This is a genomic window from Pseudomonas thermotolerans DSM 14292, from assembly GCF_000364625.1.
Taxonomy (GTDB): Bacteria; Pseudomonadota; Gammaproteobacteria; order Pseudomonadales; family Pseudomonadaceae; genus Aquipseudomonas; species Aquipseudomonas thermotolerans.
Map to the genome: position 1 here is coordinate 116223 of NZ_KB822604.1, position 17138 is coordinate 133360.

Here is a 17138-nt window from a genome sequence, read left to right on the forward strand (position 1 = left end):
GGAGTCGCCAGGCTCAGAGCTTGGCGATGGACACTTCGGTGGACTTCACGAAGGCGATCACTTCGCTGCCCACCTGCAGCTCCAGCTCACGCACCGAACGGGTGGTGATCACCGAAGTGACGATGCCGGCGGCGGTCTGCACGTCGATTTCCGACAGCACGTCGCCGAGGACGATGTCCTTGATGGTGCCCTTGAACTGGTTGCGGACATTGATGGCTTTGATGGTCATGGCTTCTTTCTCCAGGGGTCGATGAATCAGGTCTTCAGGGGCGGGACCGGGCACCATGCCCGGTCCTGCGGGTTGCTCTTACAAGGCCCAGCGCAGTTGTGTGGGCAGCGGCGAGACGGGTTCCGGCTCGGCCGGCAGCACCGGCTGGGCCAGCACCCGGGCCAGCACCTCGGCCTCCAGCGCAGCGAGCAGCGGCGAGCCGGCGGAGCGCGGGCGGGCCAGGCCGACCGGCAGGTCGAGACCGATGCGGCCGTCCTCGATGAGGATCACTCGGTCGGCGGTGGCCACCGCTTCGTGCACGTCGTGGGTGACCAGCAGCACGGTGAAGCCATGCTGCTGCCAGAGCCGCTCGATCAGCTGCTGCATCTCGATGCGGGTCAGCGCGTCCAGGGCGCCGAGCGGCTCGTCGAGGAGCAGCAGGCGCGGCTGGTGGACCAGAGCGCGGGCCAGGGCCACGCGCTGCTTCTGCCCGCCGGACAGCGCCGCCGGCCATTCCTGGGCGCGGTCGCCGAGGCCGACGGCCTCCAGGGCTTCCCGGGCCTTGGGCCGCCAGTCGCCGGACAGGCCGAGGCCGACGTTGTCGATCACCCGCTTCCAGGGCAGCAGGCGCGAGTCCTGGAACATCAGCCGGGTGTCCTCCCGGGCCTCGGCGAGCGGCGCCGAGCCGGCCAGCAGCTCGCCGCCGGTGGGCGTGTCGAGACCGGCCAGAAGGCGCAGCAGGGTGCTCTTGCCGCAGCCGCTGCGGCCGACCACGGCGACGAACTGACCGGCCGGAATGTACAGGTCGATACCGTGCAGCACCTGGCGTTCGCCGAACGCCTTGGTGATCCCCTTGAGGGCCAGCGGGATGCCGCGCTTGAGCGACGGCGGAGCGTTGAAGGCGGTCATGCGGCACCTCCCTTCGCCTGGTAGGCCGGATGCCAGCGCAGCCAGACGCGCTCCAGGCCACGGGCGGCCAGGTCGGCCAGCTTGCCGAGCACGGCATAGAGCAGGATGGCCAGCACCACCACATCGGTCTGCAGGAACTCGCGGGCATTCATCGCCAGGTAGCCGATGCCGCTGCTCGCCGAAATGGTCTCGGCGACGATCAGGGTCAGCCACATGAAGCCGAGGGCGAAGCGCACGCCGACCAGGATCGACGGCAGCGCGCCGGGCAGGATCACCTGACGGAACAGCGCGAAGCCGGACAGGCCGTAGCTGCGTGCCATCTCCACCAGGCCGGCGTCGATGCTGCGGATGCCGTGGTAGGTGTTCAGGTAGATGGGGAACAGGGTGCCGAGGGCAACCAGGAAGATCTTGGCACTCTCATCGATGCCGAACCACAGGATCACCAGCGGGATCAGCGCCAGGTGCGGCACGTTGCGGAGCATCTGCACCGAGCTGTCGAGCAGGCGCTCGCCCCATTTCGACAGGCCGGTGATGAAGCCGAGCAGCAGGCCCAGGCCGCCGCCGATGGCCAGCCCGACCAGGGCACGCCAGCCGCTGATCGCCAGGTGCTGCCAGAGCTCGCCGCTGCCGACCAGCTCGACGCCGGCGGCGAATACCGCGCTGGGCGCCGGGAGGATGCGGCTGGACAGCCAGCCGGTGCTGACCGCCAGCTGCCAGGTGCTCAGCAGGGCCAGCGGCAGCAGCCAGGGCGCCGCCCGCTGGGCCAGCTTGTGAAAGTTCGTGTTGCTCATTGTCTGCCTCGAAGAAAAAACCTTGTGAGCCGGTGTTGCGTTCTGTCCCGCTCCCCGGCGGGGAGCGGCGCCGGAGTCAGCTCGCCGAAGCCGACTTCGGCAGGATGTCGTTGGCCACCACTTCCCCGAACGGGCTTACGTAGCCGCGTGCCTCGGGCTCCTGCGAACGGGCCACGTCCAGGTGCGGGAAGAGCAGCTCGGCGACCCGGTAGGCCTCCTCCAGATGCGGGTAGCCAGAAAAGATGAAGGTATCGATGCCCAGGTCGGCGTATTCCTTGACCCGCGCCGCCACGGTCGGACCGTCGCCGACCAGCGCGGTGCCGGCGCCGCCACGCACCAGGCCGACCCCGGCCCAGAGGTTCGGCGACACTTCCAGATTCTCCTTCTTGCCGCCGTGCAGGGCGGCCATGCGCTGCTGGCCCACCGAGTCGAAGCGCGCCAGGGAGGCCTGGGCGCGGGCGATGGTGTCCTCGTCGAGGTGGCTGATCAGGCGGTCGGCGGCGGCCCAGGCCTCCTCGTTGGTCTCGCGGACGATCACGTGCAGGCGGATGCCGAAGCGCACCGTACGGCCGTGCCTGGCGGCCTTCTCGCGCACCTGGGCGATCTTCTCGGCCACCGCGGCCGGCGGCTCGCCCCAGGTCAGATACAGTTCCACCTGCTCGGCGGCCAGTTCCTGGGCGGCCTCCGAGGAACCACCGAAGTACAGCGGCGGACGCGGCTGCTGGATCGGCGGGAAAAGCAGCTTGGCGCCCTTCACCTGGATGTGCTTGCCGTCGTAGTCGACGGTCTCGCCTTCCAGCACGCGGCGCCAGATGCGGGTGAACTCCACGGAGGCCTCGTAGCGCTCCGCATGGTTGAGGTGCAGGCCGTCGCCGGCCAGTTCGTCCGGGTCGCCGCCGGTCACCAGGTTGAACAGCGCGCGGCCGCCGGACAGACGATCCAGTGTCGCCGCCTGGCGCGCGGCCACGGTCGGCGAAATGATCCCCGGACGCAGGGCTACCAGGAACTTCAGGCGCTGGGTCACCGGAATCAGCGAAGCGGCCACCAGCCAGGAGTCCTCGCAGGAGCGCCCGGTGGGGATCAGCACGCCGCCGTAACCCAGACGGTCGGCGGCCTGGGCTATCTGCGCGAGGTAGCTGTGGTCAACGGCACGCGCACCTTCGGCGGTGCCCAGGTAGTGGCCGTCGCCGTGGGTGGGCAGGAACCAGAAGATGTTGAGGCTCATGGAGTGGTCTCCTTAAGGGCTGAAATGGGGCTTCGCGAATGGGAATTCGGCGGGCCCCTTGGGGGGCCCGTTGCTTGGGATCGGGGGTTACTGGGCGGCCTGGGCCACCTTGTCGGCCGGCGGAGTCCAGATCACCTCGGCGATGCTCAGCTTCTTGGGAATCAGCTTGAGCGCGGTGAAGGTGTCGGCGATCTTCTGCTGCGCCTCGACCACCTCCGGGGTGATGAAGCGAGCACCGTAGCCCTGACGCTTCACGGCGATGGCGGTGATGTCCCCAGGCAGGCCGAGCAGCGGCGCGACCTGTTCGGTGACCTTGTCCGGATCGCTCTTGGAGTCCTCGCCGACGGCACGGATTTCCTCGACCAAGGCGCTGATCACCTGAGGATGCCGCTCGGCGTAGCTGCGGGTGGCCAGGTAGAACTGGTGGTTGTCGACCAGGCCGGTGCCGTCACGCAGGGTACGGGCCCGCAGCTGCTGCTCGGCGGCGGCCAGGAAGGGGTCCCAGATCACCCAGGCGTCCACGCTGCCGCGCTCGAAGGCGGCGCGTGCATCGGCCGGCGGCAGGTACACGGGCTGGATGTCGCTGTACTTGAGACCGGCGTCTTCCAGAGCGCGGACCAGCAGGTAGTGCACGTTGGAGCCCTTGTTGAGGGCCACCTTCTTGCCCTTGAGGTCGGCCACCGACTGCACCGGCGACTCCTTGGGCACCAGGATCGCCTCGCTGGTCGGCGCCGGCGGCTCGCTGGCCACGTAGAGCAGGTCGGCACCGGCGGCCTGGGCGAACACCGGCGGGGTCTCGCCGGTCACTCCGAAGTCGATGGAGCCGACGTTGAGACCTTCCAGCAGCTGCGGGCCGCCGGGGAACTCGGTCCACTTCACCTCGATGCCCTGCTCGGCCAGGCGTTTCTCCAGAGAGCCCTTGGCTTTGAGCAGCACCAGGGTGCCGTACTTCTGATAGCCGATGCGCAGGGCTTCGGCCTGAGCCTGGGTGATGGCGCCGAAGGACAGGGCCGCAACGAACAGGACGGCCAGGCTCCGACGCAGAGTGATGGTGCGCATGGGCGCCCTCCTCTTCTGTACGTGGTGTCGGTTGCGCCTGCGGCCCCGTTGGCGGGTACGTAAGGCTGGGTTTGCCGCGGCCCGCCCTTCCGGCGAACCACGCGGAACTGGTTGCTGCCCCTAAACGCTCCAGCGGGCAGTGGCCAGCAGGTTCTTGTCCAGGACCTTGGGGCGACGTACCAGGGCCTGGTGAAACTGCTGCAGGGCCTCCTCGAGGCGCTCCAGCAGCGCCATCTCGTAGCGCGCCGGGGCGCCGTTCTCGCCGTAGGCGATCTGGCTGTCGTCGGCGAACACGCCCTGCAGCACCTCCTCGGCCTTCAGGGCGCTGAGCACCGGACGCAGCGCGTAGTCGACCGCCAGCAAGTGGGCCTTGCTACCGCCGGTGGAGAGCGGCAGCACCACCTTGTTCTCCAGGGCGCGTTCCGGCAGCAGGTCGAGCACCGTCTTCAGGGCGCCGGAGAAGGACGCCTTGTAGACCGGGGTGGCGACCAGCAGGCCGTCGGCATTGGCCACCTGGGCCCGCAGGTCGGCGACGTGCGGGCTGTCGAAGCGGGCATGCAGCAGGACCTCGGCGGGGAAATCGGTCACCCGGTATTCCACCACCTCGACGCCCTGCCGCTGCAACCAGCCCCGCGAGCGCTCCAGCAACAGGTTGGAACGCGAGCGCTGGGCGGGGCTGCCGCCCAGGGAAACTACCAACATCGCGCGCCCTCAGCGGTTCGGTTGCGGGGTCAGGCGCAGGTAGGGCTTCACCGCCCGGTAACCACGCGGGAAACGACGCTGGATCTCCTCCGGGTCCTGCAGCGAGGGAACGATCACCACCTCGTCGCCGTCCTGCCAGTTGGCCGGGGTGGCAACCTTGTGGTTGTCGGTCAGTTGCAGGGAGTCGATCACCCGCAGGATCTCGTTGAAGTTGCGTCCAGTGCTCGCCGGGTAGGTGATGATCAGGCGCACCTTCTTGTTCGGGTCGATGATGAACAGCGAACGCACGGTCAGGGTGTCGTTGGCGTTCGGGTGGATCAGGTCGTACAGCTCGGACACCTTGCGGTCGGCGTCGGCGATGATCGGGAAGCTCACCCGGGTGTTCTGGGTCTCGTTGATGTCCTCGATCCACTTCAGGTGGGATTCCACCGGGTCCACGGAGAGGGCCAGCACCTTGACGCCGCGCGCCGCGAACTCGTCCTTCAGCTTGGCGGTGAAACCCAGCTCGGTGGTGCACACCGGGGTGAAGTCGGCGGGGTGGGAGAACAGCACGCCCCAGCTATCGCCCAGCCACTCGTGGAAGCGGATGCGGCCTTCGCTGGAATCCTGTTCGAAGTCGGGGGCGATGTCGCCCAGTCTGAGACTCATGGTGCGGCTCCTGTGCAATGTGTTCTGTGGAGCACACTATGCTGGGAGCCGAGCCAAATTAAAAAGAATAAATAAAAATTTATTTATGAAATTAAGAAATATGAGGCAGACCCACTGCTCGGGAGTACAATTGCCGTCATCCGGCTATAAGCAACGAAGCAAATATTCTTTATCGGAATAAAAAGCTAGCCTTATAGTACCGGCGTTTCGCCAACACCCCAGCCAAGGATCCATCCATGAAGCGACTGCTGACCACCTCCCTGCTCGCCGCCGGCCTGGCGCTGGCCTCGGGCGCGGCGCAGGCGACCACCCTGCTGAACGTTTCCTACGACGTGATGCGCGACTTCTACAAGGAATACAACCCGGCCTTCCAGAAGTACTGGCAGGACCAGGGCAACAAACCGGTGACCATCCAGATGTCCCACGGCGGCTCCAGCAAGCAGGCCCGCGCAGTGATCGACGGCCTGCCCGCCGACGTGATCACCATGAACATGGCCACCGACATCAACGCCCTGGCCGACAACGGCGCCCTGGTGCCGCAGGACTGGGCCAGCCGCCTGCCGGACAACAGCGCGCCCTTCACCTCGGCCACCGTGTTCATCGTCCGCAAGGGCAACCCCAAGGGCCTGAAGGACTGGCCGGACCTGCTCAAGGACGGCGTCCAGGTGGTGGTGCCCAACCCCAAGACCTCCGGCAACGGCCGCTACACCTACCTGTCCGCCTGGGGTTACGTGCTGAAGAACGGCGGTGACGAGCAGCAGGCTCGCGAGTTCGTCGGCAAGCTGTTCAAGCAGGTGCCGGTGCTGGATACCGGCGGTCGCGCCGCCACCACCACCTTCATCCAGAACCAGATCGGCGACGTGCTGGTGACCTTCGAGAACGAGGCCGAGATGATCGCCCGCGAATTCGGCCGCGGTAGCTTCGAGGTGGTCTACCCGAGCGTCTCCGCCGAAGCCGAACCGCCGGTGGCGGTGGTCGACACGGTGGTCGAGAAGAAAGGCACCCGCGCCGAGGCCGAGGCCTACCTGAAGTACCTGTGGTCCGACGAGGGCCAGCGCATCGCCGCCAACAACTACCTGCGCCCGCGCAACCCGAAGATCCTCGCCGAGTTCGCCGACCGCTTCCCGAAGGTGGACTTCCTGCCGGTGGTGAAGACCTTCGGCGAATGGCCGGAAATCCAGAAGATCCACTTCAACGACGGTGGCGTGTTCGACCAGATCTACGCTGGCAACTGATCGCCTCTTCCCCACCCAGGGCCCGGCTTCTGCCGGGCCTTGTCATTTCCGGTCAGGGAAAATCTGCCGTGATTCGCCCGTGGCCACGGCCCTGCCAGGAGGCTGCCTACGCTGTTGCCCGTTCGCCCCATTGGCAAGCCCTGAGCCAGGCCCCGGCTACCTTCCGAGGGCGGCGTGGATCGTGCGAAAGATCCTGCCTATCCGCGCCAGGAAGACAGCCCTTCGCCTTGCCCAGGCAGCGGCAGAAATCGACCAGGCATAAATGAAAAAGCCGGGCCCTGGGCCCGGCGGAACACCACTTTGAGGAAAGAGCCGGTACGGGCCGCCGGTGCCGCGGCCCGTCCGTGCCCCGCTTAGAGCAGGGGCAGGGTGTAGCTGACGATCAGACGGTTCTCGTCGCTGTCGGTGGTCACGTTGCCGCGCTGGGAGGCGTTGCGCCAGGAGAAGCCCAGGCCTTTCAGCGGACCGTCCTGCAGGGTGTAGTCGAGGCGGAAGTCACGCTCCCATTCCTTCAGGTCGCCATTGGCCGAGTCCACGTTGTCGCCCTTCAGGTAGACGACGCTGGCCTTCAGGCCCGGCAAGCCCAGCTTGGCGAAGTCGTAACCGTACTCGGCCAGCCAGGTGCGTTCGCCGGCGCTGAGGAACTTGCCGATCTGACGGTCGGTGATCAGGTAGGCAGTGGAGCCGTCACCCTGGTTGAGGAACGGGAAGGCGCTGTCGCCCTCGACCTGCTGGTAGCCGAGACTGGCCGAGTGGCCACCCAGGGTGTAGGTGAACAGCGCACTCCAGGTCTGGTTGTCGACTTCGCCGTCGTGCGGATCGCCAGCGTGCCAGTAGCCGTTGCTGGTGTAGCCCTCGGCGCGGCCGGCGGCACTGCCGTTCTTGCCGTCGGCGCGGCTGTCGAAGTAACGCAGGTCGGTCTTCAGGCTTCCCGGACCGATCTGCCAGTTGTGGCTGGCGCCCAGGAAGTGCTGCTTGTAGAAGTCTTCCAGGTTGCCGTAGTAGTACTGCAGGGTCAGGTCCTTGCTGACCTTCCAGTCGCCGCCGGCGAAGTAGAACTTGTTGGTGTTCTCGCTGGCGCCGGCGATGCGCAGACCGATGTCGTCGGTGGAGCTGCGGGTCTTGGTGTGCTCCAGCTGACCGGCGGTCAGGGTCAGGTTATCGATCTCGTTGGAGGTGATCTGCCCGCCTTCGAACAGCTGCGGCAGCAGGCGGCCATCGTTGTAGGTCACCACCGGCAGCTTGGGCAGCAGGGTGCCAATGCGCGCCTCGGTCTTGGAAATGCGCAGCTTGGCGGTCGCGCCGGCCTTGCTGTATTCATGGGCCGCCTTGCCGTTGCTCTCTGTCGGGAACAGTTGGCCGGGCTTGCGGCGGTTGGCAGTATCGCCATCACCACCGCCATCGAGGCGGACGCCGAGCAGGCCGATCACGTCGACGCCCACCCCCACGGTGCCTTCGGTGAAGCCGGAGGCGTAGTTGAAGATGAAGCCCTGGCCCCATTCGTTGGCCTCGTTGCGGTTATCCGCGGTGTTCTTGTTGTTCAGGTCGTAATAGAAGTTGCGCAGGGTCAGGGAGGAGGTGCTGTCCTCGATAAAGCCGCCGGCATTCGCCTGCAGGGACAGGGCGCCAAGGGCCACGGCCAGCGCCAGGGGGACTTGTTCATCGTGATTTGCTCCTAAGATCTTTCGCTTTCTTTTGGAATTCGTTTCGCACGACCGCTGCAGGGTCCAGGGGACCGTTTCAGTCCGGAGGCACGGCCCGCCGCCCGATCCTTACGGCGGAGGATGCGCACAGTAACCAAATTTCCATAAATCCAAAAAGAATTATTTGTTCGTTTTTTATTCCAATTCGTCCATAGCATGGACGGGATTATGCCTCGCCTGCCGGCGGACCACGCCACTGCGCGGGTTTCACCGGCGCAAGGCGCTGGCTATAAAGAATCTCTGCCTGTCCCGCCTCCGGAGTCCAACATGCTCGCCACCGCCCTCGCCCGCTTCCCACGTCTCGACCTGTTCGCCGCGCCCACCCCGCTGGAGCGTCTGGAACGCCTGTCCCGCCAACTCGGCCGGGACATCTGGGTCAAGCGTGACGACGCCACCTCCTTCGCCCTCGGCGGCAACAAGGTGCGCAAGCTGGAATTCCTCGCCGCTGACGCCCTGCGCCAGGGCGCCGATACCCTGGTGACCGCCGGGGCCATCCAGTCCAACCACGTGCGCCAGACCGCTGCGGTGGCCGCGCGCCTGGGCCTGGGCTGCCTGGCCCTGCTGGAGAACCCGATCGACACCGACTCGCCGGACTACCTGGGCAACGGCAACCGCCGACTGCTCGAGCTGTTCGGCGCCGAAGTGGAGCTGGTGGACAACCTGGACGATGCCGACGCCCAGCTGCAGGCCGCCGCCGAACGCCTGCGCGCCGCCGGCAGGCGGCCCTATCTGGTGCCCATCGGCGGTTCCAACCCACTGGGCGCCCTGGGCTACGTGCGCGCCGGCCTGGAGCTGGCCGGGCAGATCGAGCGCAGCGGCAAGCGCTTCGCCGCGGTGGTGCTCGCCTCCGGCAGCGCCGGCACCCATGCCGGACTGGCCTTCGGCCTGGGCCACGCGCTGCCCGGCACCCGGGTGGTGGGGGTCACGGTGTCGCGGCCGCAGGCCGGCCAGCGACCCAAGGTGGATGGCCTGCTGCAGGGCATCGGCACGCTGCTCGGCGTGCCCGTGCCGGAGGTGGACGTGGAGCTCTGGGACCAGTACTACGCGCCGCGCTACGGCGAGCCCAACCCCGCTTCCTGGACGGCGATCCGTCGGCTGGCCGGCAGCGAGGGCCTGCTGCTCGACCCTGTGTACACCGGCAAGGCCTTCGCCGGGCTGCTGGACGGCATCGAGCGCCAGTCCTTCGCCGAGGGGCCGCTGCTGTTCCTGCACACCGGTGGTTCGCCGGCGCTGTTCGCCTATGCGTGCCCATCCTGATCGGAGCACTGATAAATAACCAGGTGCGCACTTAAGATAATTTTTAATTATTTATACGAATAAGAGAGCTGGCCCTATAGTCGCAATTCCCAAGAGTTGACCTAACCTGCTAAACACCATCTTCAGCCGAAGGGGTCTATCGATGCGCCTTACCGCCCTCCGCCGCCGTTTCCTGCTCGGCAGCCTGAGCCTGCTGCTCGGCGCCAGTCTCAGCCTCCCGACCCTCGCCGCCGACCTGCTTGAACAGATCCAGGCCAAGGGCAGCATCAAGATCGGTCTGGAAGGCACCTACCCGCCGTTCAACTACCAGGACGAAAGCGGCCGGCTGACCGGTTTCGAGGTGGAGTTCGCCGAGGCCCTGGCCAGGGAACTGGGGGTGAAGGCCGAGTTCCAGCCGACCAAGTGGGACGGCATCCTCGCCGCTCTGGAGTCCGGGCGCCTGGATGCGGTGATCAACCAGGTGACCATCACCGAGGAGCGCAGTCGCAAGTACGACTTCTCCACCCCCTACACGGTCTCCGGCATCCAGGCCATGGCGCGCAAGGACAACGCCGCGCAGTTCACCGGCCCACGCAGCCTGGCCGGCAAGAAGGTCGGCGTCGGCCTGGGCACCAACTACGAGCAGTGGCTGAAGGAGAACGTGCCGGGCGCCGTGATCAAGACCTACGACGACGACCCCACCAAGCTCCAGGACCTGCGCTTCGGTCGCATCGACGCCATCCTGATCGACCGCCTGGCTGCCTTCGACATGGTCGAGAAGACCGGCGGTCAGCTGGTGGTGGCCGGTCAGCCGTTCTCCCGCCAGGAGGCCGGGGTGGCCCTGCGCAAGGGCAACGCGGAGCTGCTGGCGGCGATCAACCGGGCGATCGCCAAGCTGCGCGCCGACGGCACCCTCGGGCAGCTCTCCGAGAAATGGTTCAAGGCTGACGTCACCCAATGATCGAGACCAGCCTGCAACTGGTCCTGGACTCCGCCCCCTTCCTGCTCAAGGGGGCGGTCTACACCATAGTGCTGAGCATCGGCGGCATGTTCTTCGGCCTGCTGCTGGGCTTCGTGCTGGCCCTCTCGCGCCTCTACGGCGTAGCGCCGCTGCGCGGCCTGGCGCGGGTCTACGTGTCCTTCTTCCGCGGCACCCCGCTGCTGGTCCAGCTGTTCATGATCTATTACGGCCTGCCGCAGCTGGGCATCCAGCTGGAGCCGCTGCCGGCGGCGTTGATCGGCTTCTCCCTGAACATGGCCGCCTACACCTCGGAGATCCTCCGCGGCGCCATCGCCTCCATCGACCGCGGCCAGTGGGAGGCCGCCGCCAGCATCGGCATGACCCGCACGCAGACCCTGTACCGGGCGATCCTCCCGCAGGCCGCGCGCACCGCGCTGCCGCCCTTGGGCAACAGCTTCATCTCGCTGGTCAAGGACACCGCCCTGGCCGCCACCATCCAGGTGCCGGAACTATTCCGCCAGGCGCAGTTGATCACCGCGCGGACCTTCGAGATCTTCACCATGTACCTCGCCGCCGCGCTGCTCTACTGGGCGCTGGCCAGCGTCCTGGCCTACGGCCAGGGGCGCCTGGAGGCGCGCGCCAACCGCCACGAACTGGATTCCTGATGATTTCCGTCCGCAACCTGAAGAAGGCCTTCCAGGGCCATGAGGTGCTCAAGGGCATCGACCTCGAGGTGAGCGCCGGCGAGGTGGTGGCCATCATCGGCCCCAGCGGCTCGGGCAAGACCACCCTGCTGCGCTGCCTGAACCTGCTGGAGACGCCCAGCGGCGGGCGTATCCGGGTCGGCGACATCGAGGTCGACGCGGACCGCCCGCTCAAGCCCCAGCAGGCGCTGATCCGCCAGCTGCGCCAGCACGTCGGCTTCGTGTTCCAGAACTTCAACCTGTTCCCCCACCGCACCGCCCTGGAGAACGTCATCGAGGGTCCGCTGGTGGTCAAGAAGGAACCCCGCGCCCAGGCCGAGGAGCGCGGCCGGGCGCTACTCGCGAAGGTGGGCCTGGCAGGCAGGGAGAACGCCTACCCGAAGCGCCTCTCCGGCGGCCAGCAGCAGCGCGTGGCGATCGCCCGTGCGCTGGCCATGCAACCGGACGTGATCCTCTTCGACGAGCCCACCTCGGCACTCGACCCGGAGCTGGTCGGCGAGGTGCTCAGCACCATCCGCAGCCTGGCCGAGGAGCGCCGCACCATGGTGATCGTCACCCACGAGATGAGCTTCGCCCGCGACGTGGCCAACCGCGCGGTGTTCATCGACCAAGGACTGATCGTCGAGCAGGGCCCGGCCCGCGAGCTGTTCAGCGCACCCCGGGAAGAACGCACCCGGCAGTTCTTGCGCAAGTTCCTCGGCACCGGTCACTAGGGCACCTCCGCCACGCGGGAAGATCACGCGGGCATTCCCGCCGCCAGGCAATTGCCGCACAATGCGCGCCCCCGCCCTGTGCCGTACCCAGATTTGTCCATGACTCCCGCCTCCCTCCTCTCCCTGCCCCTGCTGGCGCTGGCCCTCGGCGGCTTCGTCGTCGGCAGCAGCGAATTCATCATCATGGGCCTGCTCCCGGAGGTGGCCGGCGACCTTCGGGTCAGCCTGGCCGACGCCGGCCTGCTGGTCAGTGCCTACGCCCTGGGCGTAGTGATCGGCGCGCCGCTACTCGGCCCGCTGCTCGGCCGCTTGCCACGGCGTCGCGCACTGCTCTGGCTGATGGGCGCCTACGCCCTCGGCAACCTGGCCTGCGCCCTCGCCCCGGACTACCGCTGGCTGCTCGCCGCGCGCATGCTCACCGCGATCAGCCATGCCGGCTTCTTCGGCTGCGCCACCCTGCTGGCCGCCGAGCTGGCCCCAATAGAGCGCCGCGCCTCGGCCATGGCCCTGGTGCTCAGCGGGCTGACCATCGCCAACGTGCTCGGCGTCCCCCTGGGCGCCTGGCTGGGCCAGGCCACCAGCTGGCGGGTAACCTTCTTCGTGGTCGCCGGCCTCGGCCTGCTCACCTGGCTGGCCCAGCTGCTCTGGCTACCCCACGGCCAAGCCCCGCAGCGCAACGCGCAGGGCGCCTGGAGCGGCGTGCTGCGCCGCCCGGTGCTGCATGCCCTGGGCATCTGCTGCCTGTCCTCGGTGGCGCTGTTCAGCGTGTTCACCTACATCAGCCCGCTACTGCGCGAGGTGGGCGGCTACAGCGCCGAGCAGAACAACGGCGCCCTGCTGCTGTTCGGCATCGGCCTGACCCTAGGCAACCTGCTCGGCGGGCGTCTCGCCGACCGTGGTCTGCGCCATGCCATTCCCCTGGCCCTGGGCAGCAGCGCGCTGGCCCTGCTCGGCCTCTTCGCCCTGCTCGGCCAGCCGCTGCTGCCACTCGGCCTGTTGCTGCTCTGGGGCATCGCCAGCTTCGCGATCTCCTCGCCGCTGCAGCTTTTGCTGGTGGAACAGGCCGGGGAATCGGCCAGCCTGGCGGCGACCCTGAGCCACGCCGCCTTCAACCTCGGCAACGCCAGCGGCGCCTGGCTCGGCGGGGCCTGGCTGAGCGCCCACTACGGGCTGGCCAATCTGCCGCTGCTGGGCGTCGGGGTGCTGGTCTTGAGCGTGCTGGCCGCCCTGCCGCTGCCACCGCTGCGCGCCACTCGCGAACGTCTAGTCCGGCGTCCGGCCTAGCCGGACAGCGCGCCGCCCAGCTCGTCGAGCAGCGTACGCAGTTCCCCCTGGCGGGCCGGATCGGCGGCCAGCCGGCGCAGCTGGGCAGCCAGCCCGGCCAGGTCCGGCGCCGGCAGGTTGAGGTGCTCAGGGCGGATCTCCGCGCCCGGGCAGACCAGCAGAGCGAAGTGGATGACGCTCTCCAGCTCGCGGGTGTTGCCTGGCCAGACGTAGGTCTCCAGCTGCTGCTGGGCGGCGCTGCTGATCAGCGGTAGCGGCAGGCGCAGACGCTGGGCGTGCACGCCGAGGAAGTACTCGGCCAGCGGCAGGATGTCGCCGATCCGCTCGCGCAACGGCGGCAGCCGCAGACGGCCTTCGTTGAGATAGAGAAACAGCCGCTCGTAGAACTTGCCGGCGGCCACCGCCTGGGCCAGGTCGATGCTGGTGGCGGCCACCAGACGCACGTCCACCGGCTGCGCCTGGCTGGCACCGACCCGGATCACCTCGCGGGTCTCCAGGGCGGCGAGCAGCTTGCCTTGCAGCGCCAGCGGCAGGTCGCCGATCTCGTCCAGGTAGAGGGTGCCGCCGTTGGCCGAACCGAACCAGCCGGCCCGGCTGCTGGCCGCGCCGGCATGGGCGCTGGCGGTATGCCCGAACAGCTCGGCCTCGCCGTGGCTGGGGCTCAGGCTGCCGCAATTGACTGCGACGAACAGCCCGGGCCGCTCGCTCTCGCGGTGGATGTGCCGGGCCAGCAGCTCCTTGCCAGTGCCGGTCTCGCCCTGGATCAGCACCGGCAGGCCGCTCGGCGCCAGGCGCTGCATGGCCTCGCGCAGCTGGCGCGAGCGCGGGTCGACGAACACCAGCGCCTTGGCACGGATGCTCAGCGGGCTCCTGTCGGCGTCGGGCAGGGTCAACAGCGGCTGGGCTATGTGGTTCTGATCGGTCATGGCAATGCTCCCGCCCGGGCCGGCCGCAGGGGCGACGGCCCGGGTGCTTTCCGGTCGGATGAAAGGGGGCTCAGGCGCGGCGGCGGGCCTGCTGCTCGATCAGCCCCTGCAGGCGGTACAGGTAGGCGAAGCCCTGCTCCCAGCGGCGGTGCCCGGACCTCACGTTGATGTGCCCGGCGCCGGCGAGGATCGCCGTCTCGGCGCCCCAGTCGCGAGCCAGCTCCAGAACCCGCGGCACGCTGGCGGCGTGGTCGTTGTCCGAGCCGACCAACTGGGCGGGGAACGGCAGCAGCGCACGGGGGATGGGCGCGAAGTCGCGCAGCTCTGCCGGGCAACCCGGCCGCTCGACGTCCGCCGGGGCCACCAGCAGGGCGCCGCGTACCCGGGCGAGTAGTGCCGGGGACGCCTGCGCAGCCCAGTGGGCGACGGTGATGCAGCCCAGGCTGTGGGCGACCAGGATGGCCGGGGTCGGCTCGGCGGCGACCGCCTGCTCCAGGGCGGCCACCCAGTCCAGGCGGCGCGGATTCTGCCAGTCGCGCTGCTCGACCCGCACGGCGTTGGGCAGGCTGCGCTGCCAGTGGCTCTGCCAGTGATCGTCCGGCGAGCCCTGCCAGCCGGGAAGGATCAGGTAGCGAATGCTCGGCGTGGCCATCTCGGCCTCCTTGGAAACGTGGGTCTCGATGGGCGCCAGTCTAGGAGGCCGGGATATGTCTGTTAAGGAATAAGAAATTATTTATTTATGCATTTTTGTTAATTTGTGACGCGCAAGGACGCTGCCTGTGCCGCCGGCCGGGACTTCCTCGACCGGCACGGCGCTCCTAGCGCCTAGAGGAAGAACACCAGGTGCAGGGGCACGAACAGCGGCAGCAGGATCACCAGGGACCAGGCCATGTAGCCGAAGAAGCTCGGCATGGCCACCCCGCGCTGCTCGGCGATGGCCTTGACCATGAAGTTCGGCGCATTGCCGATGTAGGTCATGGCCCCCATGAACACCGAGCCCATGGAGATCGCCAGCAGGGTGCCGGGCAGCTGGTGCATCAGCACCTGGGCATCGCCGGCGGCCAGGTTGAAGAACACCAGGTAGGTGGGAGCGTTGTCGAGGAAAGCGGACAGACCGCCGGACAGCCAGAAGTACCAGCCGTCGATCGGCTGGCCGTCGGCGCCGGTCACCAGGCCCACCAGCGCGGCCAGTTCGCCCGCGCTGCCGGCGCGCAGGATGGCGATGGCCGGGGCGATGGTGACGAAGATCCCGGCGAACAGCTTGGCAACCTCGAGGATAGGCCCCCAGTCGAACTCGTTACCGGCACGCACCTGCTTCGGGGTAATGGCCAGGGAGACCAGCGCCAGGCCGATCAGCAGGGCGTCACGCACCAGGTTCTGCAGCTCCACCGGAGTGCCCATGACGTCGAAGCGCACGCCCGACTGCCAGAGTCCGGAGAGCAGCACCGCGCCTACCACGCCGGCGAGCAGCAGCAGGTTCCACTTACCGTACAGGCGCAGCGGCGAGTCCGGCGAGGGGTCCCTGGGCAGCAACTCGTCCTCGCGGGCATAGAAGTGGCGGTCGAGCAGGTAAAAGACCAGCAGCAGGGCCGCGCTCAGCAGGGCCACCGGCAGGGCCATGTGCTGTACCGTCCAGAGGAAGTCGACACCCTTCAGGAAGCCGAGGAACAGCGGCGGGTCGCCCAGCGGGGTCAGGCCGCCGCCGACATTGGCCACCAGGAAGATGAAGAACACCACCACGTGCACGCGGTGCCTGCGGTTGTCGTTGGCACGCAGCAGCGGGCGGATCAGCAGCATGGCCGCCCCGGTGGTGCCCATCAGCGAGGCCAGCAGGGCGCCGATGGCCAGCAGACCGGTGTTCACCGCCGGCGAGCCGTGCAGGTTGCCCCACAGCAGGATGCCACCGGAGATGGTGTAGAGGGCGAACAGCAAGATGATGAAGGGGATGTACTCGGCAAGCAGGGCGTGGACCACCAACGCCGCGCTGTCGTGCAGGCCGTATTCGACGCAGAAGGGGATCAGGAAGGCCAGCGCCCAGGCCAGGGTGATCTTGCCGAAGTGGTTATGCCAGACATGCCCGGCGAAGATCGGCAACAAGGCGATCGACAGCAGGATGCCGACGAAGGGCACGGCCCAGAGCAGGCTCAGTACCGCCCCGTCCAGTTCGGCCGCCGCGGCCAGGCCGGGCAGGCAGAGACAGAGGGCGGCACACAGCCAGGTGCAAAGCGCTTTCATACGAATCCCCAAGCGAGAGTGGTGCCGGGCGCCAGCCGTTCAGGAGGCATTCCATTGTCCGACGGCAGCCGGTGTGCTGGCGGCGTCCCGCGGTAAAGGGCTGCATTAAAGCAGGACTGGACGGCGAGGGCGACAGCCATTCGCCCCAATCAAAACAAATTCGTATGTCAAAATTCTTAAATAGTATTTTTCAGAATATTAAGGGCTTTTCTACTATCCGCTCCACGCCCAGCGACCTTCCCACGTCACGGGTACCTTTCTCAAAGGAGCAGATCGAGATGAGCGCCCCTCTTCGCAGCATCGAAGGCCAGGACGAAGCCGGCATCCTGCGCGAGATCCATAGCGCCCTGCAGGGCCTGCGATTCGGCTCGGTGGAAATCACCGTCCACAACGGCCAGGTCGTGCAGATCGAGCGCAAGGAAAAATTCCGCCTGCAGCAGCCCAGCAAGCAGTCCTGATCCTCATCCCGACCGGACCGCCGGAGGTACGCCGCATGCTTCCCCGATTCAGCAGCCCCAGCGCGAGCATCCCGGTGCCGCGCTGCACGCGAATGCGGCCCTGAGAAACCGCAGCGCCAACCGCCAACCCAGCCAACCCAG

Annotated in this window: 18 protein-coding genes; 7 read left to right on the forward strand and 11 right to left on the reverse strand. The window is 67.6% G+C overall.

Going from position 1 to position 17138, the window contains the following annotated elements:
• Positions 1-13 precede the first annotated feature (13 nt).
• From H165_RS0106635 to H165_RS0106665, 7 genes are all read right to left on the reverse strand, one after another.
• Positions 14-229, reverse strand: coding sequence for a TOBE domain-containing protein (locus H165_RS0106635; RefSeq protein ID WP_017938132.1), 216 nt, complete (start codon positions 227-229; stop codon positions 14-16).
• A 78-nt stretch (positions 230-307) separates the two neighbouring features.
• Positions 308-1117 carry an aliphatic sulfonates ABC transporter ATP-binding protein gene (gene ssuB / locus H165_RS0106640; RefSeq protein WP_017938133.1) on the reverse strand — a complete coding sequence of 270 codons (810 nt, stop codon included), beginning with the start codon at positions 1115-1117 and terminating at the stop codon, positions 308-310.
• Positions 1114-1908: an aliphatic sulfonate ABC transporter permease SsuC gene (gene ssuC, locus H165_RS0106645; protein WP_017938134.1), complete on the reverse strand. Its 795-nt coding sequence runs from the start codon at positions 1906-1908 to the stop codon at positions 1114-1116. The genes ssuB and ssuC overlap by 4 nt, the downstream gene beginning before the upstream one ends.
• 76 nt (positions 1909-1984) lie before the next feature.
• Positions 1985-3133, reverse strand: a complete 1149-nt coding sequence (gene ssuD / locus H165_RS0106650) for an FMNH2-dependent alkanesulfonate monooxygenase (protein ID WP_017938135.1) — start codon at positions 3131-3133, stop codon at positions 1985-1987.
• 87 nt (positions 3134-3220) lie between these two features.
• Positions 3221-4192, reverse strand: a complete 972-nt coding sequence (locus tag H165_RS0106655; RefSeq protein WP_017938136.1) for a sulfonate ABC transporter substrate-binding protein — start codon at positions 4190-4192, stop codon at positions 3221-3223.
• A gap of 120 nt (positions 4193-4312) precedes the next feature.
• Positions 4313-4894 (reverse strand): NADPH-dependent FMN reductase, encoded by a 582-nt coding sequence (ssuE, locus tag H165_RS0106660; protein ID WP_017938137.1) that lies wholly within the window; start codon positions 4892-4894, stop codon positions 4313-4315.
• A 9-nt stretch (positions 4895-4903) separates the two neighbouring features.
• Positions 4904-5542, reverse strand: coding sequence for a peroxiredoxin (locus H165_RS0106665; RefSeq protein ID WP_017938138.1), 639 nt, complete (start codon positions 5540-5542; stop codon positions 4904-4906).
• Positions 5543-5778: 236 nt separating this feature from the next.
• On the opposite strand from H165_RS0106665, the gene H165_RS0106670 reads away from it, so the two are divergent.
• A complete protein-coding gene (locus H165_RS0106670; protein ID WP_017938139.1) occupies positions 5779-6777 on the forward strand; it encodes a sulfate ABC transporter substrate-binding protein in 999 nt (332 codons plus the stop codon).
• Between the two features lie 353 nt (positions 6778-7130).
• Here the strand turns inward: H165_RS0106670 and H165_RS0106675 are convergent, their stop codons facing one another.
• Complete coding sequence (locus H165_RS0106675; RefSeq protein WP_017938140.1) at positions 7131-8414, reverse strand: OprD family porin; 1284 nt, start codon at positions 8412-8414, stop codon at positions 7131-7133.
• A 333-nt stretch (positions 8415-8747) separates the two neighbouring features.
• On the opposite strand from H165_RS0106675, the gene H165_RS0106680 reads away from it, so the two are divergent.
• The 5 genes from H165_RS0106680 to H165_RS0106700 all read left to right on the forward strand — a co-directional run bounded on the left by H165_RS0106680 (position 8748) and on the right by H165_RS0106700 (position 13378).
• Positions 8748-9737 (forward strand): D-cysteine desulfhydrase, encoded by a 990-nt coding sequence (locus H165_RS0106680; RefSeq protein ID WP_017938141.1) that lies wholly within the window; start codon positions 8748-8750, stop codon positions 9735-9737.
• A 142-nt stretch (positions 9738-9879) separates the two neighbouring features.
• On the forward strand, positions 9880-10677 hold the full coding sequence (gene tcyJ, locus H165_RS0106685) for a cystine ABC transporter substrate-binding protein (RefSeq protein WP_017938142.1): 798 nt from the start codon (positions 9880-9882) through the stop codon (positions 10675-10677).
• Entirely contained in the window at positions 10674-11342 is a 669-nt protein-coding gene (tcyL, locus tag H165_RS0106690) for a cystine ABC transporter permease (protein ID WP_017938143.1), read from the forward strand. Before tcyJ ends, tcyL begins: the two co-directional genes overlap by 4 nt.
• On the forward strand, positions 11342-12094 hold the full coding sequence (tcyN, locus tag H165_RS0106695) for an L-cystine ABC transporter ATP-binding protein TcyN (RefSeq protein WP_017938144.1): 753 nt from the start codon (positions 11342-11344) through the stop codon (positions 12092-12094). The genes tcyL and tcyN overlap by 1 nt, the downstream gene beginning before the upstream one ends.
• Before the next feature lie 99 nt (positions 12095-12193).
• Positions 12194-13378 carry an MFS transporter gene (locus H165_RS0106700; protein WP_017938145.1) on the forward strand — a complete coding sequence of 395 codons (1185 nt, stop codon included), beginning with the start codon at positions 12194-12196 and terminating at the stop codon, positions 13376-13378.
• Here the strand turns inward: H165_RS0106700 and H165_RS0106705 are convergent.
• The 3 genes from H165_RS0106705 to H165_RS0106715 form a co-directional block, all read right to left on the reverse strand.
• The gene (locus tag H165_RS0106705; protein WP_017938146.1) at positions 13375-14304 is read right to left on the reverse strand and encodes a sigma 54-interacting transcriptional regulator; all 930 of its coding nucleotides are present in this window, start codon (positions 14302-14304) and stop codon (positions 13375-13377) included. The two genes, H165_RS0106700 and H165_RS0106705, sit on opposite strands and share 4 nt — an antisense overlap.
• Before the next feature lie 70 nt (positions 14305-14374).
• A complete protein-coding gene (locus tag H165_RS0106710; protein ID WP_017938147.1) occupies positions 14375-14956 on the reverse strand; it encodes an RBBP9/YdeN family alpha/beta hydrolase in 582 nt (193 codons plus the stop codon).
• 173 nt (positions 14957-15129) lie between these two features.
• The gene (locus H165_RS0106715; protein WP_017938148.1) at positions 15130-16539 is read right to left on the reverse strand and encodes a sodium:proton antiporter; all 1410 of its coding nucleotides are present in this window, start codon (positions 16537-16539) and stop codon (positions 15130-15132) included.
• 278 nt (positions 16540-16817) lie between these two features.
• On the opposite strand from H165_RS0106715, the gene oscA reads away from it, so the two are divergent.
• Positions 16818-16997 (forward strand): sulfur starvation response protein OscA, encoded by a 180-nt coding sequence (gene oscA, locus H165_RS0106720; protein WP_017938149.1) that lies wholly within the window; start codon positions 16818-16820, stop codon positions 16995-16997.
• Positions 16998-17138: the final 141 nt, after the last annotated feature.